Annotated in this window: 27 protein-coding genes; 21 read left to right on the top strand and 6 right to left on the bottom strand. The window is 58.4% G+C overall.

What is annotated here, in order from left to right; translation table 11 throughout:
• The first annotated feature begins 176 nt into the window (after positions 1-176).
• The 20 genes from JET17_RS18770 (at position 177) to flhB (ending at position 18,162) form a co-directional block, all read left to right on the top strand.
• On the top strand, positions 177-1,394 hold the full coding sequence (locus tag JET17_RS18770) for a sensor histidine kinase (RefSeq protein ID WP_012315527.1): 1,218 nt from the start codon (positions 177-179) through the stop codon (positions 1,392-1,394).
• On the top strand, positions 1,394-2,770 hold the full coding sequence (locus JET17_RS18765; RefSeq protein ID WP_012315526.1) for a sigma-54-dependent transcriptional regulator: 1,377 nt from the start codon (positions 1,394-1,396) through the stop codon (positions 2,768-2,770). The genes JET17_RS18770 and JET17_RS18765 overlap by 1 nt, the downstream gene beginning before the upstream one ends.
• Before the next feature lie 142 nt (positions 2,771-2,912).
• On the top strand, positions 2,913-3,245 hold the full coding sequence (gene fliE / locus JET17_RS18760) for a flagellar hook-basal body complex protein FliE (RefSeq protein WP_012315525.1): 333 nt from the start codon (positions 2,913-2,915) through the stop codon (positions 3,243-3,245).
• A 15-nt stretch (positions 3,246-3,260) separates the two neighbouring features.
• Positions 3,261-5,039 (top strand): flagellar basal-body MS-ring/collar protein FliF, encoded by a 1,779-nt coding sequence (fliF, locus tag JET17_RS18755; RefSeq protein ID WP_012315524.1) that lies wholly within the window; start codon positions 3,261-3,263, stop codon positions 5,037-5,039.
• On the top strand, positions 5,032-6,051 hold the full coding sequence (gene fliG, locus JET17_RS18750; protein ID WP_012315523.1) for a flagellar motor switch protein FliG: 1,020 nt from the start codon (positions 5,032-5,034) through the stop codon (positions 6,049-6,051). The genes fliF and fliG overlap by 8 nt, the downstream gene beginning before the upstream one ends.
• 118 nt (positions 6,052-6,169) lie before the next feature.
• Positions 6,170-6,934 carry a flagellar assembly protein FliH gene (fliH, locus tag JET17_RS18745; protein ID WP_012315522.1) on the top strand — a complete coding sequence of 255 codons (765 nt, stop codon included), beginning with the start codon at positions 6,170-6,172 and terminating at the stop codon, positions 6,932-6,934.
• Positions 6,924-8,282, top strand: coding sequence for a flagellar protein export ATPase FliI (gene fliI / locus JET17_RS18740; RefSeq protein ID WP_012315521.1), 1,359 nt, complete (start codon positions 6,924-6,926; stop codon positions 8,280-8,282). The genes fliH and fliI overlap by 11 nt, the downstream gene beginning before the upstream one ends.
• A gap of 6 nt (positions 8,283-8,288) precedes the next feature.
• Positions 8,289-8,741, top strand: a complete 453-nt coding sequence (gene fliJ / locus JET17_RS18735; RefSeq protein WP_012315520.1) for a flagellar export protein FliJ — start codon at positions 8,289-8,291, stop codon at positions 8,739-8,741.
• 77 nt (positions 8,742-8,818) lie between these two features.
• Positions 8,819-9,124, top strand: a complete 306-nt coding sequence (locus JET17_RS18730) for an STAS domain-containing protein (RefSeq protein ID WP_012315519.1) — start codon at positions 8,819-8,821, stop codon at positions 9,122-9,124.
• A gap of 5 nt (positions 9,125-9,129) precedes the next feature.
• Positions 9,130-10,824 carry a fused response regulator/phosphatase gene (locus tag JET17_RS18725; RefSeq protein WP_012315518.1) on the top strand — a complete coding sequence of 565 codons (1,695 nt, stop codon included), beginning with the start codon at positions 9,130-9,132 and terminating at the stop codon, positions 10,822-10,824.
• A 48-nt stretch (positions 10,825-10,872) separates the two neighbouring features.
• The gene (locus JET17_RS18720; RefSeq protein ID WP_042111631.1) at positions 10,873-11,220 is read left to right on the top strand and encodes an Hpt domain-containing protein; all 348 of its coding nucleotides are present in this window, start codon (positions 10,873-10,875) and stop codon (positions 11,218-11,220) included.
• Positions 11,221-11,292: 72 nt separating this feature from the next.
• Positions 11,293-12,600, top strand: a complete 1,308-nt coding sequence (locus JET17_RS18715) for a flagellar hook-length control protein FliK (protein WP_012315516.1) — start codon at positions 11,293-11,295, stop codon at positions 12,598-12,600.
• A gap of 131 nt (positions 12,601-12,731) precedes the next feature.
• Positions 12,732-13,229, top strand: a complete 498-nt coding sequence (gene fliL / locus JET17_RS18710; RefSeq protein ID WP_012315515.1) for a flagellar basal body-associated protein FliL — start codon at positions 12,732-12,734, stop codon at positions 13,227-13,229.
• 9 nt (positions 13,230-13,238) lie between these two features.
• Positions 13,239-14,207 carry a flagellar motor switch protein FliM gene (fliM, locus tag JET17_RS18705; RefSeq protein WP_012315514.1) on the top strand — a complete coding sequence of 323 codons (969 nt, stop codon included), beginning with the start codon at positions 13,239-13,241 and terminating at the stop codon, positions 14,205-14,207.
• A gap of 47 nt (positions 14,208-14,254) precedes the next feature.
• Complete coding sequence (gene fliN, locus JET17_RS18700; protein ID WP_012315513.1) at positions 14,255-14,719, top strand: flagellar motor switch protein FliN; 465 nt, start codon at positions 14,255-14,257, stop codon at positions 14,717-14,719.
• Entirely contained in the window at positions 14,720-15,175 is a 456-nt protein-coding gene (fliO, locus tag JET17_RS18695; RefSeq protein WP_012315512.1) for a flagellar biosynthetic protein FliO, read from the top strand. It abuts the gene before it with no gap.
• Positions 15,175-15,942 (top strand): flagellar type III secretion system pore protein FliP, encoded by a 768-nt coding sequence (gene fliP / locus JET17_RS18690; RefSeq protein WP_012315511.1) that lies wholly within the window; start codon positions 15,175-15,177, stop codon positions 15,940-15,942. Before fliO ends, fliP begins: the two co-directional genes overlap by 1 nt.
• Before the next feature lie 21 nt (positions 15,943-15,963).
• A complete protein-coding gene (gene fliQ, locus JET17_RS18685; protein WP_012315510.1) occupies positions 15,964-16,233 on the top strand; it encodes a flagellar biosynthesis protein FliQ in 270 nt (89 codons plus the stop codon).
• Between the two features lie 7 nt (positions 16,234-16,240).
• Entirely contained in the window at positions 16,241-17,017 is a 777-nt protein-coding gene (fliR, locus tag JET17_RS18680) for a flagellar biosynthetic protein FliR (RefSeq protein WP_012315509.1), read from the top strand.
• A gap of 2 nt (positions 17,018-17,019) precedes the next feature.
• Positions 17,020-18,162: a flagellar biosynthesis protein FlhB gene (flhB, locus tag JET17_RS18675; protein WP_012315508.1), complete on the top strand. Its 1,143-nt coding sequence runs from the start codon at positions 17,020-17,022 to the stop codon at positions 18,160-18,162.
• A 155-nt stretch (positions 18,163-18,317) separates the two neighbouring features.
• Here flhB and JET17_RS18670 read toward each other — a convergent pair whose 3' ends face one another.
• The 5 genes from JET17_RS18670 to JET17_RS18650 are packed head-to-tail and all read right to left on the bottom strand — an operon-like array spanning position 18,318 to position 24,116.
• Positions 18,318-19,232, bottom strand: a complete 915-nt coding sequence (locus JET17_RS18670) for a D-alanine--D-alanine ligase family protein (protein ID WP_012315507.1) — start codon at positions 19,230-19,232, stop codon at positions 18,318-18,320.
• Position 19,233: 1 nt separating this feature from the next.
• Entirely contained in the window at positions 19,234-20,394 is a 1,161-nt protein-coding gene (locus JET17_RS18665) for a cysteine desulfurase family protein (protein ID WP_012315506.1), read from the bottom strand.
• Between the two features lie 10 nt (positions 20,395-20,404).
• Positions 20,405-21,283 carry an LPD16 domain-containing protein gene (locus tag JET17_RS18660; RefSeq protein ID WP_012315505.1) on the bottom strand — a complete coding sequence of 293 codons (879 nt, stop codon included), beginning with the start codon at positions 21,281-21,283 and terminating at the stop codon, positions 20,405-20,407.
• A 36-nt stretch (positions 21,284-21,319) separates the two neighbouring features.
• The gene (locus JET17_RS18655; protein WP_042112082.1) at positions 21,320-22,486 is read right to left on the bottom strand and encodes a PLP-dependent transferase; all 1,167 of its coding nucleotides are present in this window, start codon (positions 22,484-22,486) and stop codon (positions 21,320-21,322) included.
• Between the two features lies 1 nt (position 22,487).
• Positions 22,488-24,116 (bottom strand): B12-binding domain/radical SAM domain-containing protein, encoded by a 1,629-nt coding sequence (locus JET17_RS18650; protein ID WP_012315503.1) that lies wholly within the window; start codon positions 24,114-24,116, stop codon positions 22,488-22,490.
• 93 nt (positions 24,117-24,209) lie between these two features.
• Between JET17_RS18650 and JET17_RS18645 the strand changes: the two genes are divergently transcribed.
• Positions 24,210-25,304, top strand: a complete 1,095-nt coding sequence (locus JET17_RS18645; RefSeq protein ID WP_012315502.1) for a D-alanine--D-alanine ligase family protein — start codon at positions 24,210-24,212, stop codon at positions 25,302-25,304.
• On the opposite strand, the gene JET17_RS18640 is transcribed toward JET17_RS18645, so the two are convergent.
• Complete coding sequence (locus tag JET17_RS18640) at positions 25,264-25,959, bottom strand: GntR family transcriptional regulator (protein WP_042111626.1); 696 nt, start codon at positions 25,957-25,959, stop codon at positions 25,264-25,266. The genes JET17_RS18645 and JET17_RS18640 overlap by 41 nt on opposite strands.
• Positions 25,960-26,132 lie beyond the last annotated feature (173 nt).

Here is a 26,132-nt window from a genome sequence, read left to right as displayed (position 1 = left end):
CAGTTGCTCCCACAGGTGCCCCGCAGCCTTTGAATGCTGCGGGGGGTCCCTGTGGCAGCCGGCTTGCCGGCGATAGGGCACGGCCAGGTAGCACAAACCCCTAGTCCCGGCACGGCTATTGCTACACCGCTGGCATCACACCGTTTTTATGACGGTCAGCCACGCGAGAGAGCACGATGCCCCAGGCCGCCCATGTTTCCCGAGTCCCTGATCCGCAGGGGCCTACCCCCGTCGAACAGGAGAGTCGACAGGGGCTTGAGCAGGCGTTTGCCCTGTTCGACCAGGTCTCCACCCAGCTCAACCAGTCCTACAGCATGCTCGAGGCCCGCGTCAGCGAGCTCAAAGGCGAGTTGGCGGTGGTCGGCGCCCAGCGCATGGCCGAGCTGAACGAGAAAGAGCGCCTGGCCAATCGCTTGCAGAACCTGCTGGCCCTGCTGCCCGGCGGGGTGATCGTCATCGATGACCAAGGCCTGGTGCGCGAAGCCAACCCGGCGGCCTGTGAGCTGTTGGGTGAGCCCTTGCTCGGCCAGTTGTGGCGCCAGGTGATCGCCCGCAGCTTCGCTCCGCGCAAGGATGACGGGCATGAGGTGTCATTGCGCGATGGCCGTCGTTTGTCCATTGCCACCCGTTCGCTGGATGCTGAGCCAGGCCAACTGGTGCTGCTCAATGACCTGACCGAAACCCGTCGTCTGCAAGACCAGTTGGCACGCCATGAGCGCCTGTCGTCGCTGGGGCGCATGGTCGCTTCGCTGGCCCATCAGATACGCACGCCGCTGTCGGCGGCCATGCTCTACGCCAGCCACCTGGCGGAAGACGAGCGTGAGCTTGCGCCGGAGACCCGCCGGCGTTTCGCCGGCAGCCTCAAGGAACGTCTGCACGAATTGGAGCACCAGGTGCGCGATATGCTGGTGTTCGCCCGCGGCGAGCTGCCACTGGGTGACCGGTTGAGCCCAAAGGGCCTGTTCCAGGCCTTGCAGCAAGCTGCCCAGCCCCATGTCCAGGGCCATGCCGTGCGTTGGCAATGCGACAGCCACCTGGGTGAGTTGCTGTGCAATCGCGACACCCTGGTCGGTGCCATGCTCAACCTGATAGAGAACGCCCTGCAGGCAAGCGTTGGCGCTGCGCGGCTCAAGGTGCACCTGTATCGGCGCGCACATACCCTGCACCTGTGCGTCAGTGATGCCGGCAGCGGCATCGAGGCCGACCTGTTGGGGCGCCTGGGTGAGCCGTTCCTGACCACCAAAGCTACCGGCACCGGGCTCGGCTTGGCTGTGGTCATGGCCGTGGTGCGGGCGCACCACGGCAAGTTGCAGTTGCGCTCCAGGGTAGGGCGTGGCACCTGCGTCAGGGTGGAGTTGCCGTTGATCGGCGAGCAGCCTGCGGAGGTCGCATGATGCTCATCAAGGTGCTGCTGGTCGAGGATGACCGTGCGTTGCGCCAAGCGCTTGGCGATACCCTTGAGATCGGCGGTTTTGCCTATCGTGCTGTCGGCAGCGCGGAAGAAGCGCTGGAGGCGGTGCAACGCGACGCCTATAGCCTGGTAATCAGTGACGTGAACATGCCGGGGATGGATGGGCATCAGTTGCTGGCGCACTTGCGCCGCCAGCACCCGCAACTGCCGGTGCTGCTGATGACCGCTCACGCTGCGGTGGAGCGCGCTGTCGAGGCGATGCGCCAGGGTGCTGTGGATTACCTGGTCAAACCCTTCGAGCCCAAGGCGCTGCTGAGCCTGGTCGAGCGCCATGCCGCCGGGCGCCTGAGTGCGGCTGAGGACGACGGGCCGGTGGCCTGCGAACCTGCCAGCCGCCAATTGCTGGAGCTTGCTGCACGTGTGGCCCGCAGCGATTCGACCGTACTCATCTCCGGTGAGTCGGGCACCGGCAAGGAAGTGCTTGCGCGGTACATCCACCAGCAGTCGCCGCGTGCAGCACAGCCATTTGTTGCGATCAACTGCGCGGCCATACCGGACAACATGCTCGAGGCGACTTTGTTCGGTCACGAGAAAGGAGCCTTCACCGGCGCCATTGCGGCGCAGGCCGGCAAATTCGAGCAGGCCGAGGGTGGCACCTTGCTGCTCGACGAGATTTCCGAAATGCCTCTGGGCCTGCAGGCCAAGCTGTTGCGTGTCTTGCAGGAGCGTGAGGTGGAGCGGGTAGGGGGGCGCAAGCCGATTGCCCTGGACATTCGTGTGCTGGCAACCAGCAATCGCGACATGGCAGGTGAAGTGGCGGCCGGGCGGTTCCGCGAAGACCTGTTCTATCGCCTGTCGGTGTTCCCGTTGGCCTGGCAGCCGCTGCGTGAGCGTGCCGGTGACATCCTGCCGCTGGCCGAACGCTTGCTGGCGCGGCATGTGGCGAAGATGAAGCATGCGCCCGTGCGTCTGTCGGCTGCGGCGCAGGCCTGCCTGCAGGCTCATGGCTGGCCAGGCAATGTGCGCGAACTGGACAACGCCTTGCAGCGGGCGCTGATCCTGCAGCAGGGCGGGGTGATCGAGGCGGCGGATTTTTGTCTGGCCGGCGCCATTCCCTTGTCGGCGGTTGCACCGGTCACAGCGTTGCCTGTGGCGGTCGAGCCGGCAGGGGAGGTCGGTGGCCTGGGCGATGACATGCGCCGCCATGAGTTCCAGATGATCATCGACACCTTGCGCGCCGAGCGCGGTCGCCGCAAGGAGGCTGCCGAGCGGCTTGGCATCAGCCCGCGCACCCTGCGCTACAAGCTCGCGCAAATGCGCGATGCCGGGCTCGACGTGGAAGCCAGCCTTTACGGGTGAGCTGCAAGCTGCAAGCAAGAGCACCGCAGCCTGGCTTGAAGCTTGAAGCTCCGCCGATTTCCAAGGCTGGCACTGTTGTTGCTTAGAGAGGCTATCCGCCGCATGAGTGTCAAAAAAATGCGGCCGCCGGAGAGAGAAGTTCATGAGCCAAGGTGTTGAATTCAATCGTCTGATGCTGGACATGCGTGCCATGCAGGCCGATGCCATGTCGCTGCCAAAAGCCACTGCCGCCCCCGAATTGGCAGAAGGCCAGAGCAGCTTCGCCGATATGCTTGGCCAGGCCATCGGCAAAGTGCACCAGACCCAGCAGGCGTCGACCCAGCTCGCCAATGCTTTCGAGATCGGCAAGAGCGGCGTCGACCTGACTGACGTGATGATCGCCTCGCAGAAAGCCAGCGTTTCCATGCAGGCGCTGACCCAGGTACGCAACAAGCTGGTCCAGGCGTACCAGGACATCATGCAGATGCCGGTTTGAGGACGGAAGTAAGTCATGGCTGAAGCAGTCGTCGATAACGCCCCCGCCAAAAGTGGCCCGCCAGCGTCCAAACCGCCGCTGTTCGGCATGGCGTTTCTGGAAAACATTTCGCAGATGCCCATGCTGCGTCAGGTCGGCCTGCTGGTCGGGTTGGCGGCGAGCGTGGCGATCGGCTTCGCCGTGGTGCTGTGGTCGCAGCAGCCGGACTACCGCCCGCTGTATGGCAGCCTGGCGGGTATGGACACCAAGCAGGTCATGGATACCCTGGCCGCTGCAGACATTCCCTACAATGTCGAGCCCAATTCCGGTGCTCTGCTGGTCAAGGCCGACGACCTCTCCCGTGCGCGCCTGAAACTGGCAGCTGCCGGCGTTGCGCCAAGCGACGGCAACGTCGGCTTCGAACTGCTCGACAAGGAGCAGGGCCTGGGTACCAGCCAGTTCATGGAAGCCACCCGTTACCGCCGCAGCCTGGAAGGCGAGTTGGCGCGTACGGTCTCCAGCCTGAACAACGTCAAAGCAGCGCGCGTGCACCTGGCGATCCCGAAAAGCTCGGTGTTCGTGCGCGATGAGCGCAAGCCAAGCGCCTCGGTCCTGGTCGAACTGTACCCGGGCCGTTCGCTGGAAGCCGGCCAGGTGATGGCGATCGTCAACCTGGTCGCCACCAGTGTGCCCGAGCTGGACAAGTCGCAGGTCACCGTGGTCGACCAGAAAGGCAACCTGCTCTCCGACCAGTTGCAGGACACGGCGTTGACCATGGCTGGCAAGCAGTTCGACTACAGCCGCCGCATGGAAGGCATGCTCACCCAGCGTGTGCATAACATCCTGCAACCGGTACTGGGCAACGATCGCTACAAGGCCGAGGTGTCGGCGGACCTTGACTTCAGTGCAGTGGAATCCACTTCCGAGCAATTCAACCCGGACCAGCCGGCGCTGCGCAGCGAGCAGTCGGTCAACGAGCAGCGCGCCAGCAGTTCGGGGCCGCAAGGTGTGCCTGGCGCGCTGAGCAACCAGCCGCCCGCAGGTGCAGCAGCGCCTGAAAACGCCACCGCCGCAGCCCCTGCTGCCGGTGCCATCCAGCCTGGCCAGCCGCTGGTGGATGCCAACGGCCAGCAGATCATGGACCCGGCCACCGGCCAGCCAATGCTCGCGCCATACCCTGCCGACAAGCGTCTGCAGACCACCAAGAACTTCGAGCTGGACCGCTCGATCAGCCACACCCGCCAGCAGCAGGGTCGCCTGACTCGTCTGTCGGTGGCGGTAGTGGTCGATGACCAGGTCAAGGTCGACGCTGCCGGCGAGACCACCCGTGCGCCGTGGGGCGCCGAAGACCTGGCGCGCTTCACCCGCCTGGTACAGGACGCCGTTGGCTTCGATGCCAGCCGTGGCGACAGCGTGACGGTGATCAACGTGCCGTTCGCCGCCGATCGCGGCGAAGAAATCGCCGACATCGCGTTCTATCAGCAGCCGTGGTTCTGGGACATCGTCAAGCAGGTGTTGGGCGTGGTGTTCATCCTGGTACTGGTGTTCGGCGTGCTGCGCCCGGTACTCAACAACATCACTGGCGGCGGCAAGCAGGCTGCTGCAACGGACAGCGACATGGAGCTGGGCGGCATGATCGGTCTGGATGGCGAACTGGCCAACGACCGCGTCAGCCTGGGTGGCCCGACAAGCATTCTGTTGCCAAGCCCGAGCGAGGGTTACGAGGCACAGCTCAACGCAATCAAAGGCCTGGTGGCCGAAGACCCGGGCCGTGTCGCCCAGGTCGTGAAAGAGTGGATCAACGCCGATGAGTGATAACCGAGCCGTTACCGCCAAGCTGAGCCGCACCGACAAGGCGGCAATCCTTTTGCTCTCGCTGGGTGAGACCGATGCCGCCCAGGTACTGCGGCACATGGGCCCCAAAGAAGTGCAGCGGGTCGGTGTGGCCATGGCTCAGATGGGCAACGTGCACCGCGAGCAGGTCCAGCAGGTGATGAGCGAGTTCGTCGAGATCGTCGGCGACCAGACCAGCCTGGGTGTAGGTTCCGACGGTTATATCCGCAAGATGCTCAACCAGGCCCTGGGCGAGGACAAGGCCAACGGCCTGATCGACCGCATCCTGCTGGGTGGCAACACCAGTGGCCTGGACAGCCTCAAGTGGATGGAGCCACGGGCGGTGGCGGATGTGATCCGTTTCGAGCACCCGCAGATCCAGGCCATCGTGGTCGCCTACCTCGACCCCGATCAGGCTGGCGAAGTGCTGAGCAACTTCGACCACAAGGTGCGCCTGGACATCATCCTGCGCGTGTCGTCGCTCAACACCGTTCAGCCTGCGGCGCTCAAGGAACTGAACCAGATTCTCGAGAAGCAGTTCTCGGGTAACTCCAATGCCGCACGCACTACCCTGGGTGGCATCAAGCGCGCCGCCGACATCATGAACTTCCTCGACAGCTCCGTGGAAGGTGCACTGATGGACTCGATCCGCGAGGTCGACAACGACCTGTCGGAGCAGATCGAAGACCTGATGTTCGTCTTCAACAACCTGGCCGATGTCGACGACCGCGGCATCCAGGCGCTGTTGCGCGAAGTATCGTCGGATGTACTGGTGGTGTCGCTCAAAGGTGCTGACGAGCGGGTCAAGGACAAGATTTTCAAAAACATGTCCAAGCGTGCTTCGGAACTGCTGCGCGACGACCTCGAGGCCAAGGGCCCGGTGCGCGTCAGCGACGTGGAAACGGCGCAGAAGGAAATCCTCACCATTGCCCGACGCATGGCCGAGGCCGGCGAGATCGTACTCGGCGGCAAGGGTGCCGAGGAAATGATTTAAGCGGCACGCCACAAGCTGCAAGCTACAAGGGAAAGCCAGACGCTGCACGGCCTGCTTCTTCTTGCAGCTAGCAGCTTGTAGCTTGCAGCTCATCCCGCTTTCAACACCAGGCATGCCAATGTCCAGCAAAGAAACTCACCCCAGCGACCTGATTCGTGCACGTGACCTGGAAGGCGTCGATGTATGGGCACTGCCCAGCTTCGACCCTGAGCCGGAACCGGAGCCGGAACCGGAACCCGAAATCATCGAGGAAGAGGTCGAGGAAGTGCCGCTGGAGGAAGTCCAGCCCCTGACCCTTGAAGAGCTCGAAGCGATCCGGCAGGAGGCCTACAACGAAGGTTTCGCCACCGGCGAGCGCGAGGGTTTTCACAGCACCCAGTTGAAGGTGCGACAGGAGGCTGAGGAGGCGCTCAATGCCCGGCTGGCTGACCTGGAACAACTGATGGCACACCTGCTCGAGCCTATTGCCGAGCAGGACACACAGATCGAGAAGACCCTCGTTCACCTGGTGGCGCACATGGCGCGCCAGGTGATCGGTCGCGAACTGCGCAGCGACTCCAGTCAGATCACCCAAGTACTGCGTGAAGCGTTGAAGCTGCTGCCCATGGGTGCGGACAATATCCGCATTCACCTCAATCCCCAGGATTTCGAGCTGGCCAAGGCCCTGCGCGAACGCCATGAGGAGAGTTGGAAGCTGCTTGAGGATGACGCCCTGTTGCCAGGGGGTTGCCGCATCGAAACCGCGCACAGCCGCATCGACGCAACCATGGAAACCCGTATCGAAAAGGCCGTGGCCCAGCTGTTCGACCAGTTGCACGACCAGTCCCTGCACCCGGCGGCGCCGGATGTATCGATCGAGCTGGGCGCCAACGATGCGCCTTGACCGCACCAGCTTCGGCAAGCGCCTGGGTGGTTACGCCGAGGCGATCAAGTTGCCCGTGCAGCCGGTGGTCGAAGGCCGTCTGCTGCGCATGGTCGGCCTTACTCTTGAGGCCGAGGGGTTGCGCGCCCCAGTGGGCGCGCGCTGCCTGGTGATCAATGACGACTCGTACCATCCGGTGCAGGTCGAGGCCGAAGTCATGGGCTTTGCGGGCAGCAAGATCTTCCTCATGCCGGTCGGCAGCATCGCCGGCATCGCGCCCGGGGCGCGGGTGGTGCCGCTGGACGACAGCGGCCGTTTGCCCATGGGCATGAGTATGCTTGGCCGTGTGCTCGATGGCGCCGGTCGCGCCCTGGACGGCAAGGGTGGTATGAAGGCCGAGGATTGGGTGCCGATGGACGGCCCGATCATCAACCCGCTCAACCGCGACCCGATCAGCCAGCCACTGGACGTGGGTATTCGCAGCATCAACGGCCTGCTCACCGTCGGCCGTGGCCAGCGCCTGGGCCTGTTCGCCGGTACCGGTGTCGGTAAATCGGTGTTGCTCGGCATGATGACTCGCTTCACCGAAGCCGAAATCATCGTGGTCGGCCTGATTGGCGAGCGTGGCCGCGAGGTGAAGGAGTTCATCGAGCATATTCTGGGTGAGGAGGGGCTCAAGAGATCGGTGGTGGTCGCGTCCCCGGCCGACGACGCGCCGTTGATGCGCTTGCGCGCGGCCATGTATTGCACGCGCATTGCCGAGTACTTCCGCGACAAAGGCAAGAACGTCCTGCTGCTGATGGATTCGCTGACCCGTTTTGCCCAGGCCCAGCGTGAAATTGCCTTGGCAATCGGCGAGCCGCCCGCTACCCGTGGTTATCCGCCATCAGTGTTCGCCAAGCTCCCCAAGCTGGTGGAGCGCGCCGGTAACGGTGAGCCGGGTGGTGGCTCGATCACGGCCTTCTATACCGTATTGTCCGAAGGTGACGACCAGCAGGATCCGATTGCCGACTCGGCGCGGGGCGTGCTCGATGGCCACTTCGTCTTGTCCCGGCGGCTGGCCGAGGAAGGCCATTACCCCGCTATCGACATCGAAGCCTCGATCAGCCGGGTAATGCCCCAGGTGGTCGATGCCAATCACCTGCGCCAGGCGCAAAAATTCAAGCAGCTGTGGTCACGCCTGTCGCAAAGCCGCGACCTGATCAGTGTTGGCGCCTATGTGGCAGGCGGCGATCCGGAAACCGACCTGGCCATTGCCCTGCAGCCAAAACTGGTGGACTTCCTGCGCCAAGGGCTGGACGAAAATGTCGGTATGGACCAGAGCCGACAGCAGTTGGGGGCGATCTTCACGCCTCCGGCGAACGGTTGATAGGCCATGAGTACGCCTAGCCGTGCCGCGCGCCTGGCACCAGTGGTGCAGATGGCCGAGGAGGCCGAACGCAAGGCAGCCCAGCGGCTGGGGCACTTTCAGCAGTTGGTGGCTCAGGCCCAGGCCAAGCTGGCCGAACTCGAGTCGTTTCGTGAGGGCTATCAGGCGCAATGGATCGACCGCGGTGGCCAGGGCGTCAATGGCAGCTGGCTGGTCAACTACCAGCGCTTTCTGGGGCAGCTTGAAACGGCCATGACCCAGCAGCGCCAAAGCCTGACATGGCACCAGAACAACCTGAAGAACGCCAGGGGCACCTGGCAGCAAGCCTATGCCCGGGTAGAGGGCCTGCGCAAACTGGTGCAGCGCTACCTGGAAGAGGCGCGGCGCGCCGAGGACAAGCGCGAGCAGCGTTTGCTGGATGAATTGTCACAGCGGTTGCCAAGGCAAGGCCACATCTAGCTTGCAGCTTGCAGCTCTGCCCCCCGCCTGCTAAACATTGAACTGTTGCATTCGCCATCATCGAAGGAATCGCTAGCATGGCAGTCGAGACTGATTTTTCGCAGGACGAGAAAAAGCTGACGATCAAGATCAAAGGCCGCTTCGATTTCGGTAAGCATCAGGAGTTTCGCGATGCCTACGAGCGCCAGCCCAAGCGCCCGGATTCGGTGGTGGTCGACCTCAAAGACACAACGTACCTGGACAGTTCGGCCCTCGGCATGTTGCTGCTGCTGCGCGATCACGCCGGTGGCGATGAATCGGATGTGCGCGTGGTACATGCCAGTTCAGATGTGCGCAAGATCCTTGCCATCTCCAATTTCGACAAACTGTTCGCTATCAGTTGAGCGTCATGACGCCGGCCGAACAGCCGTTGACCGTGCTGGTGGCCGAAGACGGGGCCACGGATAGGCTGTTGCTGGCCCAAATCGTCCGGCGCCAGGGGCATCACGTGTATACCGCCGAAAACGGCCAGCAGGCCGTCGAACTCTTCGCCGAAAAGCGCCCGCAACTGGTCCTGCTCGATGCCCTGATGCCGGTCATGGACGGCTTCGAAGCTGCGCGGCAGATCAAGGCACTGGCCGGCGAGGCCCTGGTACCGATCATCTTTCTTACCTCGCTCAACGAGGAAGAGGCCTTGGTGCGCTGCCTGGAGGCCGGTGGTGACGACTTCATGGCCAAGCCCTACAGTGCGGTGATCCTTGGTGCCAAGATCCGCGCCATGGACCGCCTGCGCAGGTTGCAGGCCACGGTGCTGGAGCAGCGTGACCTGATCACCCGGCATCACCATCACCTGCTCAACGAGCAGCGGGTGGCCAAGGCAGTGTTCGACAAGGTTGCCCATTCTGGCTGCATCACGGCGCCGAACATTCGGTACCTGCAGTCGCCTTACGCGTTATTCAACGGCGACTTGCTGCTGGCCGCGTTCACTCCATCCGGCGACATGCATGTACTGCTGGGTGACTTTACCGGGCATGGGCTACCCGCCGCAGTCGGTGCCATGCCCCTGGCAGAAGTGTTTTATGGCATGACTGCCAAGGGCTACGGCCTGGCGCAGATGCTGCGCGAGATGAACGCCAAGCTCAAGCGCATCCTGCCGGTAGACATGTTCTGTTGCGCGCAGCTCCTCAGCCTGAGCGTGCAGCGCGGCTCGGTGGAGGTCTGGAACGGTGGCATGCCGGATGGTTACCGGCTGTCGGCCGGCGGCGAGGTGCTTTCCATGCTGCGTTCGCGCCACCTTCCGCTGGGCATCCTGGCGCCGGAGCGCTTCGATGACAGTACCGAGGTGTTGCCGCTGGCGCCTGGGGAGCGGCTGCTACTGCTGTCCGATGGCGTTGTGGATACAGCCGACGAAGCGCAGACGCTGTTCGGCGTCGATCGCTTGCGCGCGGTGCTGGCGGCCAATCGTGAACCGGCGCGGCTTTTCGACGAGGTGATGGAGGCGCTGGAGCGCTTCGGCGGGCGTCCCAGAGATGACATCAGCCTGTGCGATATCCGCATGTTCACTGCGCAGGAGCGGGTGCCGGCCCCAACCATCTATTCTGATAGTGGGCGCTCCAGCCCGCTGGACTGGTCGCTGGGTTTCGAGTTGCGCGGTGAGAGCCTCAAGCGTTTCAACCCGGTGCCGTACCTTGTGCAGTTGCTGCAGGAAATTCACGGTTTGCGGCCCCGCACCGGCGCCCTGCACAGCGTGCTAAGCGAGCTGTATTCCAATGCGCTGGAGCACGGTGTGCTGGGCTTGGATTCACGGCTCAAGCGCGATGTGCATGGGTTTGCCGACTACTATCAGGAACGCACCCGCAGGCTCGGTGCGTTGACCGACGGCAGCGTGCGCATTGATCTGAAGGTGGAACCGATGGCCGCAGGCGGTCGTCTGATGATCGAAGTCCGTGACAGTGGTGCGGGGTTCGATGTGCAGCGGGTGCTGGCGCGTCCCTCCCGTGAGCACGGATTGAGTGGTCGAGGGTTGCACCTGGTACGGCGCCTTGGTAGTAGTGCCGGGTGGCGGGACGGTGGCCGTTGCGCATGGGTGCAGTTCGATTGGTGAGCTGTTTGGCGCTTGAGGCATAATTCTGCTTGATCAAGGAGTGAGCAAGTGACTGACATGCATATTGATCACAAGGTGCTCAGTGAGCTGCAGGAGGTCATGGAAGATGGCTACCTGCAACTGCTGGAAACCTTTCTGGAAGATTCCGGGCGGCGTCTTGATGAACTTCACGGCGCCAGGAGCGCTGATGAGCTTGGCGTGGCCGCGCATAGTTTCAAGGGCAGCAGCAGTAACATGGGTGCGGTCGGGCTGGCGCAGCTTTGCCATCAGCTGGAGGAACGGGTCAAACAGCGCTCGTTGTATGGCATAGAAGAACTGATCAACCGCATCGACCAGGAGTACCTGGAGGTGCAGCGTTTCTATCAGGGTGAGCGCAAGCGCGTTTCCGCAGGCTGATAGGCCAGTTGGCTCGACTTTTGCCTGTATGTGCCTGAACGATACCTTTGTTTCTGGCGCGGAGACCCTTCAATGCCTGTCGCACCTAATCCTTTGTTGCAAACCAGTACGCTCAGCAAGCCGTCGCGTGCGGGTTCCTCGCAGGCGGACAAGCCGCTGCAGGCGTCGGGCGGGCAGGGCGGCGGCTTCGATCAGGTCATGGCCAGGCAGGGCAATGACAAAGCGCCGGTACGCGATGACAAGGTTGCCCAGGCCAAGCCTCAAGACAAACCCGAAATCGCCCAAGGCGGCAAGAACGAGGCGGCCGACAAAACGGCGGTTGCCGATGACGGCAATAAATTGCCAGCTGACGATCAGACGCAAGCCAGTGCCGATAGCGCGCCAGGCAGTGACTCGACCTCGCTGGACGCCAGCCTGGTGGCGGGCCAGGTGACCGATGCGCAGCCGGGGGCGCAGTTGCTGCAAGCCCAGGCTGAAGCTGTGGCGCCGGTGCTTCAGGCAGCGGTTCAGTTACCGCAAGCCCCGATAACCGAAGAGCTGCCCGAGGATCCGGCAGCGCAGGCCTTCGACCCAGATGCCGACCCATTGGCTAACTTGCCGACCCTGCGCCTGGCTCTGGAGCAAACTGCCCAGGCCAAGGGCACGACCTCGGCCCACGCCGCCGATCCCTACCAGGCCGGCGCCGAGGATGGTCAGCCAGCCGTCAATCCCTTGGCGACCTTGATGGACAAGGTCGAGGCCGAGGCAGGGCAATCGGAGAGTGGGGACAAGGCCTTTGGTGCGTTGCTCGAAGATGGCCTCAAAGACACCAAGAGCGCCTCCAGCGACACCCGAATCGACGATTTCGCCAACCGCTTGGCGAGCCTGACCCAGGCTGCCACGGCCAAGACGGCCAATGCCGTGCCGGTGACCGGCAACCCGCTGCATCAGCCGTTGCCTATGAACCAGAACGCCTGGGCCGAAGGTTTGGTCAACCGCGTCATGTACCTGTCCAGCCAGAACCTGAAGTCGGCGGACATCCAGTTGGAGCCGGCCGAGCTTGGCCGCCTGGATATCCGCGTCAACGTGGCGGCCGACCAGGCCACCCAGGTGACCTTCATCAGCGGCCATGCGGGCGTGCGTGATGCGCTGGACAGCCAGGTGCATCGCCTGCGTGAATTGTTTGCCCAGCAGGGGCTGGCGCAGCCGGACGTCAACGTGGCTGACCAGTCGCGCGGGCAGCAACAGCAAGCGCAGCAGGACGGTTCACAGCTGTCCGGCGTTGCTGCACGGCGGGCGCAGAATGGCGGTGGTACCGAGCAAGGTGAGCTTGCTGATGCCTCACGGCCGGTCGAGCAGCAGGTGGTCGTTGGCGACAGTGCGGTCGATTTCTACGCGTGAGTTCGTGTTCTCTGTCATGGCCCCATCGCAGGTGATAGGGCCGGTACAGGCAAAAATTCCCAATCTGGCATAACACTTGCTCAAGCCACGTCATCCTCATTTGAAACCCCGATGGACGACGGATTATTGGCATGGCGAAGAGCGACGCAGTGAAAGACCCCGCCACTAAAGGCAAACTCAAGCTGATCCTGCTGTTGGTGCTGGCCCTTCTGCTGGCGGTCGGCCTGTCGGTCGGCGCGACCTGGTTCTTCATGCACAAGAGCGAGTCGGCACCCGCGGCCGATCCGGCAGCGGCCAACGTCAAACCGGCGGCAATCTACGAGCCCCTGGCGCCGGCCTTCGTGGTCAACTTCAACCAGAACGGCCGCCAGCGCTACATGCAGGTGAGTATCACCCTGCAGGGCCGCAACCAGGCCGACCTTGATGCCCTCAAGGTGCATATGCCGGTGATCCGCAACAACCTGGTGATGATGTTCTCCGGGCAGGGCTTCGACACCTTGGCGGCCAGTTCCGTGGGCCAGGAGATGCTGCGCCAGAAGGCCACCGCAGTGGTTCAGGAAGTGGCGCAAAAGGAAGTCGGCAAGCCGGTGGTAGACCAGCTGCTGTTCACCAATTTCGTATTGCAGTAGGAGTCCGCAATGGCCGTACAGGACCTGCTGTCCCAGGATGAGATCGACGCCCTGTTGCACGGCGTCGATGATGGGCTGGTACAGACCGAGAGCGCTGCCGAGCCCGGCAGCATCAAAAGTTACGACCTGACCAGCCAGGATCGGATCGTGCGGGGGCGCATGCCGACCCTCGAAATGATCAATGAACGTTTCGCCCGTTACACCCGTATCAGCATGTTCAACCTCCTGCGTCGCTCCGCCGACGTTGCGGTTGGGGGTGTGCAGGTGATGAAGTTCGGTGAGTACGTGCATTCGCTGTACGTGCCGACCAGCCTCAACCTGGTCAAGATCAAGCCGCTGCGCGGCACTTCGTTATTCATTCTGGACGCCAAGCTGGTGTTCAAGCTGGTGGACAACTTCTTCGGTGGTGACGGTCGTCACGCCAAGATCGAAGGCCGCGAGTTCACCCCCACTGAGCTGCGGGTGGTGCGCATGGTGCTGGACCAGTGCTTCATCGACCTCAAGGAAGCCTGGCAGGCGATCATGCCGGTCAACTTCGAGTACATGAACTCCGAAGTCAACCCGGCCATGGCCAACATCGTCGGGCCGAGCGAAGCGGTGGTGGTGTCGACCTTCCATATCGAACTGGACGGCGGCGGCGGCGACCTGCACGTGACCATGCCCTACTCGATGATCGAGCCGGTGCGCGAAATGCTCGATGCCGGTTTCCAGTCCGACCTGGACGACCAGGACGAGCGCTGGGTGAAGGCCCTGCGCGAAGACGTGCTGGACGTTTCCGTACCGCTCAGTGCCACGGTTGCCCGCCGCCAACTCAAATTGCGCGATGTGCTGCACATGCAACCGGGTGACGTGATCCCGGTCGAGCTGCCGGAGCACCTTGTGCTGCGTGCCAATGGCGTACCGTCGTTCAAGGCGCGCCTGGGTTCGCACAAGGGCAACCTGGCGCTGCAGATCATCGACCCGATCGAACGCCGCTGACGGCGTGCCGGTCGCTCACTACGAATTGAATGCCTGTCGAGGACATCATGGCTAACGAAAACGAGATCACCTCCCCGGAAGACCAGGCCCTGGCCGATGAATGGGCGGCGGCGCTGGAAGAAACCGGTGATGCCGGCCAGGCTGACATCGATGCGCTGCTCGGTGGCGACGGCGGTAGCGCCGGTGCCGGCCGGTTGCCGATGGAAGAGTTCGCAAGCTCGCCACGGCCGAAAGAAAACGTCAGCCTGGAAGGCCCGAACCTGGACGTGATCCTGGACATCCCGGTGAACATCTCCATGGAAGTGGGCAGCACCGAGATCAACATCCGCAACCTGCTGCAGCTCAACCAGGGCTCGGTGATCGAGCTCGACCGCCTGGCCGGTGAGCCGCTGGATGTGCTGGTCAACGGCACTTTGATCGCCCACGGCGAAGTGGTTGTGGTCAACGAGAAGTTCGGCATCCGCCTGACTGACGTGATCAGCCCCAGCGAACGTATCAAGAAGCTGCGCTGAGTGAAGGGCACGATACGGGCCGTCACGGCCCTTGCCGCGCTGTTTGCCAGCGAAGTGGTGATCGCCGCTGCCGCACCGGCCGTGGTGGCCACGCCGCCAGCCGCGGCGCCCGGCAGCCTGGGTGGGCAGCTGGCGCAAATGGTGCTGGGCTTGCTGCTGGTGGTGGGCCTGATCTTCTTCCTGGCTTGGTTGCTGCGCCGTATGCAGGGCGCGGCACCCAAGGGTGGCCAGGTGATCGAAGTGATCGGCAGCCGTGCCATCGGCCCGCGTGACCGGCTGTTGCTGGTGCAGGTCGGCAAAGAGCAGATCCTCATCGGCCATACCCCAGGCAGCATCGAGGCCTTGCATGTGCTGGCCGAGCCCGTGGAAGTGCCTGCCAGCGCCCGCCAGGCGACGCCGGAGTTTGCCCAGCGCCTTATGGAGCTGATGGGCAAGGATCATAAGGACAAGAAGTGATGAGCGGCGCGCTACGTACCCTGTCGGGCCTGTTGTTGATGCTGGCGCTGCTGTTGGCCGCGCCGCTGGCCTTGGCCGCCGACCCGCTGTCGATCCCGGCCATTACCTTGTCCAACGGCCCGGACGGGCAGCAGGAATACTCGGTCAGCCTGCAGATCCTGTTGATCATGACGGCGCTGAGTTTCATACCTGCGTTCGTCATCCTGATGACCAGCTTCACCCGAATCATCATCGTGTTCTCGATCCTGCGCCAGGCCCTGGGCTTGCAGCAGACACCGTCGAACCAGGTGCTGACCGGCATGGCGCTGTTCCTGACGATGTTCATCATGGCCCCGGTGTTCGACCGGGTGAACCAGGATGCACTGCAGCCGTACCTTAAGGAGCAGATGACCGCCCAGCAGGCGATCGACAAGGCCCAGGGGCCGCTCAAGGACTTCATGCTGGCGCAGACCCGGCAGAGCGACCTTGACCTGTTCATGCGCCTGTCCAAGCGCACCGATATCGCCGGGCCTGATCAGGTACCTTTGACCATCCTGGTGCCAGCGTTCGTCACCTCGGAGCTCAAGACGGCGTTCCAGATCGGTTTCATGATCTTCATTCCGTTCCTGATCATCGATATGGTGGTCGCCAGCGTGCTGATGGCCATGGGTATGATGATGCTGTCGCCGTTGATCATCTCGCTGCCGTTCAAGATCATGCTGTTCGTTCTGGTCGATGGCTGGGCGCTGATCATGGGCACCCTGGCCGGCAGTTTCGGCGGCGTCTGACGCCGTCAAGGAGAGCCTTGCATGACCCCTGAAGTTGCCGTCGACCTGTTCCGCGACGCCCTGTGGCTGACCACGCTGATGGTAGCCATCCTGGTGGTGCCGAGCCTGCTGGTCGGCCTGGTGGTGGCGATGTTCCAGGCCGCTACGCAGATCAACGAACAGACCCTGAGCTTCCTGCCGCGCCTGCTGGTGATGCTGGTGACACTGATCGTCGCCGGGCCGTGGCTTACGCAGAAGTTCATGGAATACATCACGGGCCTGTACACCAGCATCCCGCAGCTGATCGGTTGAGGCGGCCATGCTGGAGCTGACCGACGCACAGATCGGCACCTGGGTCGCCACCTTCATCCTGCCGCTGTTCCGGGTGACGGCGGTGCTGATGACCATGCCTATCTTCGGTACCCGCATGCTGCCGGCGCGCATTCGCCTGTACGCGGCAGTGGCCATTACCGTGGTGATCGTGCCGGCGTTACCGCCGTTGCCTGAATTCGACCCACTGAGTTTGCGTGGCTTGTTGTTGTGCGGTGAGCAGATCATCGTCGGAGCGTTGTTCGGTTTTTCGCTGCAGTTGCTGTTCCAGGCGTTCGTCATTGCCGGGCAGATCATCGCGATACAGATGGGTATGGCTTTCGCATCGATGGTCGACCCGGCCAACGGCGTCAACGTGGCGGTGGTCAGCCAGTTCATGACCATGCTGGTGAGCGTGCTGTTCCTGGTGATGAACGGCCATCTGGTCGTGTTTGAAGTGCTGACCGAAAGCTTTACCACCTTGCCGGTAGGCAACGCACTTGTGGTCAACCACTTTTGGGAGATGGCTGGGCGCCTTAGCTGGGTATTTGGTGCCGGCCTGCTACTTATCCTGCCGGCAATCGCCGCGCTACTGGTGGTGAACATTGCGTTTGGCGTGATGACCCGCGCCGCGCCGCAGTTGAACATCTTCTCTATCGGTTTCCCGCTGACACTGGTGCTGGGTATGGGCATCTTCTGGGTGGGCCTGGCCGATGTACTTTCCCACTACCAGGCATTGGCCAGCGAAGCGCTGCAATGGCTGCGTGAACTGGCGAGGGCGCGCTGAGCATGGCTGAGAGCGAGAGTGGTCAGGACAAGACAGAAGACCCCACCGACAAACGCAAGCGCGACGCGCGCGAAAAAGGTGAGATCGCCCGGTCCAAGGAGCTGAACACGGTGGCGGTGACCCTGGCGGGTGCCGGCGGTTTGCTGGCGTTTGGCGGGCACCTGGCCGAGACGCTGCTGGAAATGATGCGCCTCAACTTCAGCCTGACCCGTGAAGTGATCGTCGACGAGGGTGCCATGGGCGCCTTCTTGCTGGCCTCGGGCAAGATGGCGATCTGGGCAGTGCAGCCGGTGCTGATCTTGCTGTTCGTGGTGGCGTTCATTGCGCCGATTGCGCTGGGCGGTTTTCTGTTCTCCGGCAGCCTGCTGCAGCCAAAATTCAGCCGCATGAACCCGCTGGCGGGGATCAAGCGCATGTTCTCTATGAATGCCCTGACCGAGCTGCTCAAGGCCGTTGCCAAGTTCATCGTCATCCTGGTGGTGGCGTTGGTGGTGCTGGCCAACGACCGCCAGGCGTTGCTGGCGATCGCCAACGAGCCGCTGGACCAGGCGATCATCCATAGCGTCCAGGTGGTAGGGTGGAGTGCATTGTGGATGTCGGCGGGGCTGTTGCTGATTGCCGCAGCAGACGTGCCGTTCCAGCTTTGGCAGACGCACAAGAAGCTGAAGATGACCAAGCAGGAGGTCAAGGACGAGTACAAGGACAGCGAAGGCAAGCCTGAGGTCAAGCAACGGATTCGCCAGTTGCAGCGCGAGGTGTCGCAGCGGCGCATGATGGCTGCCGTACCCGATGCGGATGTGATCATCACCAACCCGACCCACTATGCCGTGGCGCTGCAGTATGACCCCGAGAAGGGTGGGGTGGCACCGCTGCTGCTGGCCAAGGGTACGGATTTCATTGCTTTGAAAATTCGCGAGATCGGGGTCGAGCACAAGGTGCAGATTCTCGAGTCGCCTGCGCTGGCGCGTGCGATCTACTACTCCACCGAAATCGAGCAGGAGATTCCCGCAGGGTTGTACCTCGCGGTGGCGCAGGTGCTGGCGTATGTGTTCCAGATCCGTCAGTACCGGTCCGGCAAGGGCAAGCGGCCGGAGCCGTTGAAGGAAGATTTGCCGATACCGCCGGATTTGCGGCGTGATAGCTGATGGCGGGGACTGTACGCCGTTGAGTTTTGAGGTTGTCGAGATCGAACGCCGCCTGCGCGGCGCTTAATCTCAACCACATGATTAATAGATTCCCACCTGAAAAGATCACCAACAACACCGCGGAGCCGACGGGACGAAGTTTTCTTGGCCTCAGGTCAGCAGTATTGGCTAGGTTCCAAGTTATTTAAGAGAAGTACCAATTTATCAAATTCGATGCCATGCTGCTGGCATGCCTTAGGAAAAAGACTGTGGCTTGTCAGTCCGGGGAGCGTGTTGAGTTCAATAAGGTATGGCTCGGTGTTGTGGATGATGAAGTCTGCCCGAAAGTAATCAAGCTCAAGTGCCTCGGCGATAGCAAAGCAATAGTTGTTGAGTTGTTGGTGGGTAGTCCTGTCCAAGGTGGTGAGGGTGGCAGTCGTCTTGCTGGATATGAATTTTGCTTCATAAGAGAAGAATTCACTTTCGAATGCAAGTGAATAGATAGGTAGCGTGGCTTTGTTGAAATAGCACACAGATAGCTCCGGCCCACTTATGAATTCTTCTACTAAAACTCCGGTGTGGAATTGTGCTGCTGCGTTGATCGCATCCTGGAGGTCTGTTTCGAGATCGCGGACCAGCGATACGCCGAAGCTACATCCCTCACGGTTCGGTTTGACAATGCAGGGTGTCCCTAGTTGCTCATTGATTTTCTCAACACAGAGGTCGTCACCCCTCCTCGAATAGAGATAGTTTGCGACATTGATTCCTAGACCCATTGCAATATGTTTTGTTAGAAGCTTGTTCATGCAAATTGCGCTGGTTTGTGGGGAGGGCCCATTATATGGGATGCCTTGCCCTTCTAAATATGCTTGTGCCATCCCGTTTTCGCCGAAGCCGCCATGAAGCGCCAAGAAGACTCTAGTAAATTTGGCAAGGTCTAAACGAAGCAATTCTCTATAGTCCGATATGGTGAAGATCTCATGGCGGATTTGAGAAATTTCTAACGATTGTGAGACAGCTTGGGAAGTTTGAAGAGAAACCTCCCGCTCCGAGGAGTCTCCGCCCGTTATAATTGCGATATACTCATTCATTTTATTTGTTCCTATTGTTTAGCTGGGTAAGCTGCAGCACTGTTTGTGAAAGCGACTCTGCGCCTTTTCGAACGGTTTTGATGTCCATGTCGCTGGTAAAGGAAAAGCGGATCGCGCTATTGGCTCTTATTGCGTCGTGCCCAATGCCAGTGATGACGTAAGAGGGGGCAAGATTGTTAGAGTTGCAGGCGGAGCCGGAAGAGATGCAGACGTTTCTCAAGCAGCTGATCAAGGTTTCTGAGCGGATCGCGGGAAGGGAAATATTCAAGATGTGAGGTGTTGATACGTTGTCTGGAGAGTTAATTACGTAAGAGATCTGATGCTTGTTTAGTGTTTCAAGGATTGCATCTCTCAGTTGTTTCGCTGCAGCCCATGAGGCAGGGTAATCCTTGCTCTTTAATCGGCGTGCCGCAGCACCGAATCCGGCGATCAGTTGAGTGGGAAGTGTTCCACTGCGGAGTGAAGATTGACCGCCGCCAAATGTTAGAGGGCGCAAACGAGACATACAAGATGAAGAAACATAGAGCGCACCTATGCCCTTGGGGCCTTCAATTTTATGGGCTGAAATCGAAGCGCAATCCACGCCAAGTTGTTTCACGTTTATAGGAAGTTTGCCGAGAGCTTGAGCGGCATCGATATGGAACAATGCATTTGATTTTTCTAATGCCTTTTTTATTTCTACAAGGTTTTGAAATGTACCTATTTCAGAGTTTACGTAGGATATGGAAAGTAGTGATGTATTGGTATCCAGCAGACTGTGTAGGTGGGGTAAATTGACACGGCCGTTTGAATCGACTTTCATTCGTCGTATTTCTACGTTGCGCTTTTCCAATTCTTCGGCGGCTAAAAGGCTGGATTTATGGTCAATGGGGCAGATGATTATATTGCTGTTTGAGTCGGGTGGGGCGCTCCCAAGAATCGCGATGTTATTGCTTTCTGTGGCGCCTGATGTGAAAATTATTTCAGCTGATGTGCAGCCTATTAGCTCAGAAATATGTGAAGCGCTTTCAAGGATGGCGCTCCGTGCAAGTCTGCCTAAAATGTGTGTGGAGGAGGGATTTCCGTAGTTAGATTTATTGAATTTGATCATTTCTTTTATGACATCATCGGCGCACGGAGTAGTGGCTGCTGCATCTAAATAGATTAATGAGTTCGATGGCATGACTGGTCTCTCAAGTTCTATAGGTGGCGATATGGATGCCTTTGCTATATATATAATCGGTCGTAAGCTCCCCACTACCTCCCAGATCTGCCACCAATACGCTTAACGGTTCGAAGTCGTAAAGTGAAAGGGCGATTTCGACGCCTTTTCTTATGGGGGCGTGGCATTCATTTGGGGCGAGAAGAATCAAAAGTCGAGCGCCTGCTCTGTAGGCTTCGGAAATCATCTCAGTTATTTCACCTGCGCAGCCAGTCATCCCGCAACTGACCAGCGGTAAAGAGGTACCAGAAGCGTCAGTGAATGAGATTTCGGACATGTCTGGTTGCTCTGGAATATATCGTTTCGCGAGTTTTCCTTGCTTTACCAGTCGTGAGGCCTCATTTTGAAAACGGTTCTTCAACCAGGTCTCAGGGAAGCAAAGTGCGTGTCTGCGGCTGCATGTAATATTTTGGGTGGTGACGATTGAGGAAGAGTTAAGATGCGCAAGGTAGCTTCTTGGAAGTTCCTTGAAGCTATTGTAAAATTCGGTCCTGTAGTCGCAAGCCGAATCGCCGCTTGGGACGTATTGCCAGTCGTTAATTAAAAGGAGCAGTTTCGCGTTTTTGTTGTTGCTCACTATATGGTGTTCTGCGAGCTCTATTGCTAATTTCCAAGAGTAGGTGGGAAATATGCCCACCCGTTGTTTGACTTGTGATTTCAATATGGGGTCTTGTATGTCTTCGAAAACGCCGGGCGCTAGTCGATCACTCTGCTTGTCATAAAATAGCATGAAGTGGCCGGCCATAATGTGAACGGAATCTGAGGGGGAGGCATTCATGAAGCTGAAAATGTTGTTTTTAAGCTCATCTTCGCTGAATGCGAAGTTTTCATGTGTTGTTATTTTGTGCATGACTTATCCTTGCAGGCGATGCTGCGGTTGGAATGACTAGTGGGTGAATGCGTTAGAAAGGTCGCGAATTAACTCATCTGGATCTTCAAGGCCGAGGTATATCCTTGCGCATTCACTGTTAATACCTAGTCGTTTTGCTGATGGCATGTTTTGAGTATCAATAATATTAATGATGCTTATTGCACCGCCCCATCCGTAGCCTATCTTTATTACGTTTAGGCGGTTTAGGCGAGATATCAGTTCGTCACGAGAGCATGAAAACTCAGCGGTGAGTAGGCTGTTGAATCCAGTGATCATGGAGTTTTGTAGGTGGAGCTCAGTGTTCTGGAGAATGGGATGTATCACTTGTTTTAAAAGGGGCATTGGCTGGAGGCTTCGAAGCACCTTGCGAGTTGTGCTCATTTGGAACGATAGGCGAGCGCCCAGTGTGCTAATTGATCGAATTGCTGCTGAGCAGGCTTGTGAGCTCACATGGTTGCCCATTAGTGCGGATGTGATTTTCAAGTTTAAATACAAATCTTTTCGCTTAGTTGTTAGTGCTCCGAGAGATATGCCCTCTATCGCCCCGTGGTATTTGCTCATTGATATCAAGCTGATATCCGCGCCGAGTGATAAGGGATGGTGAAATACTGATGCTGCCCATGTGTTGTCGGCGACAATTAACGCTGGATGATCGTGTCGTGATTTGACAATTGCTCGAATATCCATGACCTCATACATGAATGCGCCGGGGTTTTCAAAAATGATTAATTTTGTCTTTAGGGTTAATTTGTTCTTTAGAGTGGCGGCGTCGTTGGGTGTGAAGTATTCAATTTTTACGCCTATCTTTTCAAAGTAAGTCAGCAGCCACTGTGTGGAGTAAACGGTGGTGTCTCCAGCAAGTACGTGATCACCTGGTTTTACAAATGTTGATAGCAGTAGGTTGAAGGCGGATTGCCCGGAGGGTGTTAAGACTGCGAATTTGCCCTTTTCAATGTTGGCCACCCGCTGAGAGAGTTGGCGGGTCGTTGGAGTATCAACGCCGCCATAGTACAGGCCATTGAAAAGATCGTTGTCTGTATCTGCCAGGCTTTCCTCATTGATAGGTGGCAGCTGATCAAAGCTGTCAACTAAATAGCTGGTGCACTCCATAGCTGGCGTTTGTGTTGATTGGATTTCTCCTACAGGGAATAGGCCAACCTGTGCCAGTTTGCTAAGCGTCATCTCAGACATCGATTGCCTCGAACTCATTGAGGAGATGGATTATTTCTTTAACTTCGCTAGTCTGAGGTGGAGAGACATTGGGTAAAGGGTACTCGTGGGAGGCTTCACCGAATCTGTGGAAATATTCAAGCAGTTCACCTTCGGGAGTGCCCCAGCGTAAGTAATTTTCATTTTCGCTTTCGCGGCAACTCCGCAGGGGGTGCTGGACTGCCCAGTTTGCGCTTAGGGCAACAGGCTGTCCGGTCTCCCGCTTAAGCGCTATGAGACCATTCAGTAAACTTCGGCGGCTGGTATGCGCTTCACCCAAGCCAAACAGTAATGCGCACCCGCAATCGATGTGGTTTGCTGCCATAAAGTCCAGAGCTTGTATGAATCGGTCTTTCCACGTTCGTTTTTTGCCGTCAACGTCTTTGCTCATACCTCCAATTTCTTGTGGTTCAAGCGTTTCGAGCCCGATGAAGACATACCTCAGACCACATTTGGCTAGCCGTTGAATTAAGTCCTTTTTTCTAAGAATCTGATCAATCGTGAATTGGCCACCAAAAATGATTTCTAGCGGGTCTTTCTCAAGCAATTGACATAATTGAGTAATTGCGACTGGGCTGCCGCTAAGGAGTATCGAATCTTCGACGAATGCACTTGCTCCCTTGTTGGGATGATCTTGCTTTACTGCGCTAATTGTCTCTTTGAGTTGGTTGTACAGTCGTCGTGGGGCGCCTTGAATTTCTTGAATGTTTCCAACAATGCTCCGGCGTTCACTGCAGAAAGTGCAGTCATAGATGCACCCAGGACCAGTATCGCTAAAAATATGTGAGGTCATGCGTCCTTGGAAAACATCAAACGAAGCGGTAACCCCAAACGTACCGACTACCGAGGGCAGTTCGTCGTGCTGCAGGGGGTTGCCATCACTTACAAGTGTTTTATCGATACGCGGGAAGTCAGCGATCCATCGCCCTTCGGTTTTCGTATCCAGATTTTCTGCAATGAACGTCGTAGGGTTATGATTGGAGCGACTAAAAAGCTCTCCGATCTCTGCAATCAACTTTTCCGCTTCGCCGGAAATTATGACGTCGAAAAGTGGGGGGATCTCAAGCTCTCTAATAAGGCGCCCCGGCGAGGCTCGATGGTGTTTGACAACGGAAGGTGATCTTCTTCTTTCGTCAGAAAGGTAGATCGTTTCATTTATATGTCGCCCACCCAGTATGATGAGTGCTCTATCGCCGAGCATCTTTCTTGCGAGTTTTGCACATTTCACTGCACCAGGCATGCAGAGCGTCATGGCACCAATGAACAGAATATTGGGAAGAGATACTTGTATTAAGTTTTCGAGACGATGCATGTCATCCAGTGAGTACATGAGCAAAAAGTGTTCTCTCAGCTTTTTGTCAGGTCGCCCCCAATTGCTGTTTGCCCAAGCGCCTTTCCTTTCTTGCGCAAGGCTTGCCGCGCAGCGGCATGCGTTAAATAGGCTGACAGGGTCGGTGCTGTTCAAGGCCCTGCCTGATTTGTAGCCGCTGATGCATTCTGGTGCTGAGATCGCGATCGCTCTGATCTGGAGATCCGGCGCGGCGTTTAGGGACTCGCAAGAACGCTCGCCCAGGCTCCCCCCGTTGGTGATTTCTAAAGCCATGGTCTTCCTTTCCTGGATATCGGCAATAGCCGTTGTTATATTTGTTGGATATTGGATACAGTAGCCAAAATTTCCAGGCCGAGGTCTATCGAAATGAAACAAAATGTGATCGCATTGGTTTTTGGGGGGAGGAGCTCAGAGCACTCAGTGGCGCTCCGCTCCGCTTCTATGATTCACGCGGCGCTAATGGCCCTCGGTCACCGTGTGCACTGTGTGGGGATAGATCGTGAGGGGAGCTGGAGATATCAGGGGGAGCCGTGCCAGTTTCCAGGCGAGGTTGATCGGTCGGCGCCTTTGATTTCAATACGTCCAGGTCATCCCTCGCTCTCGTACACAACTCAAGGGAGCGACACGGTGGAGATTGCGATCGATCTGCTCTTTCCGGCACTGCATGGTCGGTGGGGGGAGGATGGGACGATTCAAGGATTGGCAGCGATGTGCGGTTTGCCTTGTGTGGGCTCCGGGGTGCTGGGTTCAGCAATGTCCATGGATAAGGATGTTACGAAGAGAATGCTCCAGTCTTCTGGGCTAGTTGTGGGGCCATGGAGGGCCATGAATTTCATGCGCCCCTGGGAAGAACTGGTCGAGTGCCTGGGTAGCAGCACGCTCTTCGTGAAGCCCGCTAATTCGGGGTCATCGATTGGTGTATCTAAGGTATCCAATGCCTTGGAGTATGCTGAGGCATTTGCTATTGCAGCATGTCAAGACGCAAAGGTGCTTGTGGAGGCTGAAATCTGTGGAAGAGAGATAGAGTGTGGTGTGCTCGAACTTGAGGAAGGCTTGATCGCCTCGGTGGTGGGTGAAATACTTAAAAAGGAAGGGCAGGCATATTACGATTATCAGGCGAAATATGATTCTAAAAGCGGAGCAGATATTCGTGTGCCAAGCTTATTGGCACCGGACATTGTCGAACGCATTCAGGATTTATCCGTTCAAGCATTCAGATGCCTTGAACTGAAGGGATACGCCAGGGTGGATTTTTTCTTGACAGAGGATGGTGCAATTATTCTCAATGAGGTCAATACGTTACCCGGATTTACAGGTTCCAGTATGTACCCGAAAATGTTTGAGTGCTCCGGCTATCCCCCTGAGAAGCTAGTAGGAGCGCTGGTGGAATATGCGCTCTCGTCAGCATCGAAGGACCGTTTTAAGGCGCGTCCTGTCGACGCCGTGTCTCCAGAAACGTAACGATTGAATCTCGTCCCTCGGCAAGGTGCTCGGCCAAATATTGCTTGGCGGCTTCGCGATCACCCTGAGCGCACGCTTTCACAATTCGTTTGTGATCCTGTTGCGATTTCTTGTGGTAGTCGAGATTTGTCAACAAAAAACGAAGATGGCGATCCACCGAGTCATGAAGGGACTTAATCAATGCAAGTAGCCTGGGGCGTTTGGCTTTTGAATAAAGAAGGTGATGAAACCTTTCATTTAGTTCGCTAAGCTGGTGCGGATCTGTTGCCTGCTCCATTGTAGACACGAGGTCATGCATCTGCGCCAGATCATTCGCTACAATATTGGAAAAACCAAAATCCAGGGCTGTGCATTCTGCCATGATCCGCATGTCATAGATCTCGACAATATCTTCAATCGTCATGATCGCTACAGATGCGCCTTTATGGACTTCATAGGTAACAAGCCCTTCGGCCTCCAATTGCCTTATGGCGTCCCTTACCGGCATTCGACTCAAACCGAATTTTGAGGCGAGCTCTTCTTGGCGCAAAGCCGTGCCTTCGGCTATTGCGCCAGAAAGTATGCCTTCCCGTAGCGACTCGACTACATAATCCATCGCGGTTTTATGGCGATGTTTGTCAGGAACGATAAAGCTATCGAGAGAGTTTGCCACCATGTTCTCCGGGTCAAGCGATGCAGTCAAAAACGCTGGCGAAGGTATCACAGACTCACTAGGGCTACCAATCGAGTCATTGACTGATGTTCAGTGCCTTATAGCTGTCATTTGCCCCTGCATGCGCATAGGAACCACGCGCTTTGGCATGTTCAAATCAGTGTGAGTTTTTGCAG

This window comes from Pseudomonas putida, from assembly GCF_016406145.1.
Lineage (GTDB): Bacteria > Pseudomonadota > Gammaproteobacteria > Pseudomonadales > Pseudomonadaceae > Aquipseudomonas > Aquipseudomonas putida_E.
Note: the sequence above shows the minus strand (reverse complement) of the source record. Positions and strands in the feature narration are given on the sequence as shown.

Excerpts from the sequence above, each read along its gene's own strand:
- JET17_RS18770 (WP_012315527.1), top strand. The coding sequence starts at position 177 with ATGCCCCAGGCCGCCCATGTTTCCCGAGTCCCTGATCCGCAGGGGCCT.
- JET17_RS18765 (WP_012315526.1), top strand. The coding sequence starts at position 1,394 with ATGCTCATCAAGGTGCTGCTGGTCGAGGATGACCGTGCGTTGCGCCAA.
- fliE (WP_012315525.1), top strand. The coding sequence starts at position 2,913 with ATGAGCCAAGGTGTTGAATTCAATCGTCTGATGCTGGACATGCGTGCC.
- fliF (WP_012315524.1), top strand. The coding sequence starts at position 3,261 with ATGGCTGAAGCAGTCGTCGATAACGCCCCCGCCAAAAGTGGCCCGCCA.
- fliG (WP_012315523.1), top strand. The coding sequence starts at position 5,032 with ATGAGTGATAACCGAGCCGTTACCGCCAAGCTGAGCCGCACCGACAAG.
- fliH (WP_012315522.1), top strand. The coding sequence starts at position 6,170 with ATGTCCAGCAAAGAAACTCACCCCAGCGACCTGATTCGTGCACGTGAC.
- fliI (WP_012315521.1), top strand. The coding sequence starts at position 6,924 with ATGCGCCTTGACCGCACCAGCTTCGGCAAGCGCCTGGGTGGTTACGCC.
- fliJ (WP_012315520.1), top strand. The coding sequence starts at position 8,289 with ATGAGTACGCCTAGCCGTGCCGCGCGCCTGGCACCAGTGGTGCAGATG.
- JET17_RS18730 (WP_012315519.1), top strand. The coding sequence starts at position 8,819 with ATGGCAGTCGAGACTGATTTTTCGCAGGACGAGAAAAAGCTGACGATC.
- JET17_RS18725 (WP_012315518.1), top strand. The coding sequence starts at position 9,130 with ATGACGCCGGCCGAACAGCCGTTGACCGTGCTGGTGGCCGAAGACGGG.
- JET17_RS18715 (WP_012315516.1), top strand. The coding sequence starts at position 11,293 with ATGCCTGTCGCACCTAATCCTTTGTTGCAAACCAGTACGCTCAGCAAG.
- fliL (WP_012315515.1), top strand. The coding sequence starts at position 12,732 with ATGGCGAAGAGCGACGCAGTGAAAGACCCCGCCACTAAAGGCAAACTC.
- fliM (WP_012315514.1), top strand. The coding sequence starts at position 13,239 with ATGGCCGTACAGGACCTGCTGTCCCAGGATGAGATCGACGCCCTGTTG.
- fliN (WP_012315513.1), top strand. The coding sequence starts at position 14,255 with ATGGCTAACGAAAACGAGATCACCTCCCCGGAAGACCAGGCCCTGGCC.
- fliP (WP_012315511.1), top strand. The coding sequence starts at position 15,175 with ATGAGCGGCGCGCTACGTACCCTGTCGGGCCTGTTGTTGATGCTGGCG.
- fliQ (WP_012315510.1), top strand. The coding sequence starts at position 15,964 with ATGACCCCTGAAGTTGCCGTCGACCTGTTCCGCGACGCCCTGTGGCTG.
- fliR (WP_012315509.1), top strand. The coding sequence starts at position 16,241 with ATGCTGGAGCTGACCGACGCACAGATCGGCACCTGGGTCGCCACCTTC.
- flhB (WP_012315508.1), top strand. The coding sequence starts at position 17,020 with ATGGCTGAGAGCGAGAGTGGTCAGGACAAGACAGAAGACCCCACCGAC.
- JET17_RS18670 (WP_012315507.1), bottom strand. The coding sequence starts at position 19,232 with ATGAATGAGTATATCGCAATTATAACGGGCGGAGACTCCTCGGAGCGG.
- JET17_RS18665 (WP_012315506.1), bottom strand. The coding sequence starts at position 20,394 with ATGCCATCGAACTCATTAATCTATTTAGATGCAGCAGCCACTACTCCG.
- JET17_RS18660 (WP_012315505.1), bottom strand. The coding sequence starts at position 21,283 with ATGCACAAAATAACAACACATGAAAACTTCGCATTCAGCGAAGATGAG.
- JET17_RS18655 (WP_042112082.1), bottom strand. The coding sequence starts at position 22,486 with ATGACGCTTAGCAAACTGGCACAGGTTGGCCTATTCCCTGTAGGAGAA.
- JET17_RS18650 (WP_012315503.1), bottom strand. The coding sequence starts at position 24,116 with ATGGCTTTAGAAATCACCAACGGGGGGAGCCTGGGCGAGCGTTCTTGC.
- JET17_RS18645 (WP_012315502.1), top strand. The coding sequence starts at position 24,210 with ATGAAACAAAATGTGATCGCATTGGTTTTTGGGGGGAGGAGCTCAGAG.
- JET17_RS18640 (WP_042111626.1), bottom strand. The coding sequence starts at position 25,959 with ATGGTGGCAAACTCTCTCGATAGCTTTATCGTTCCTGACAAACATCGC.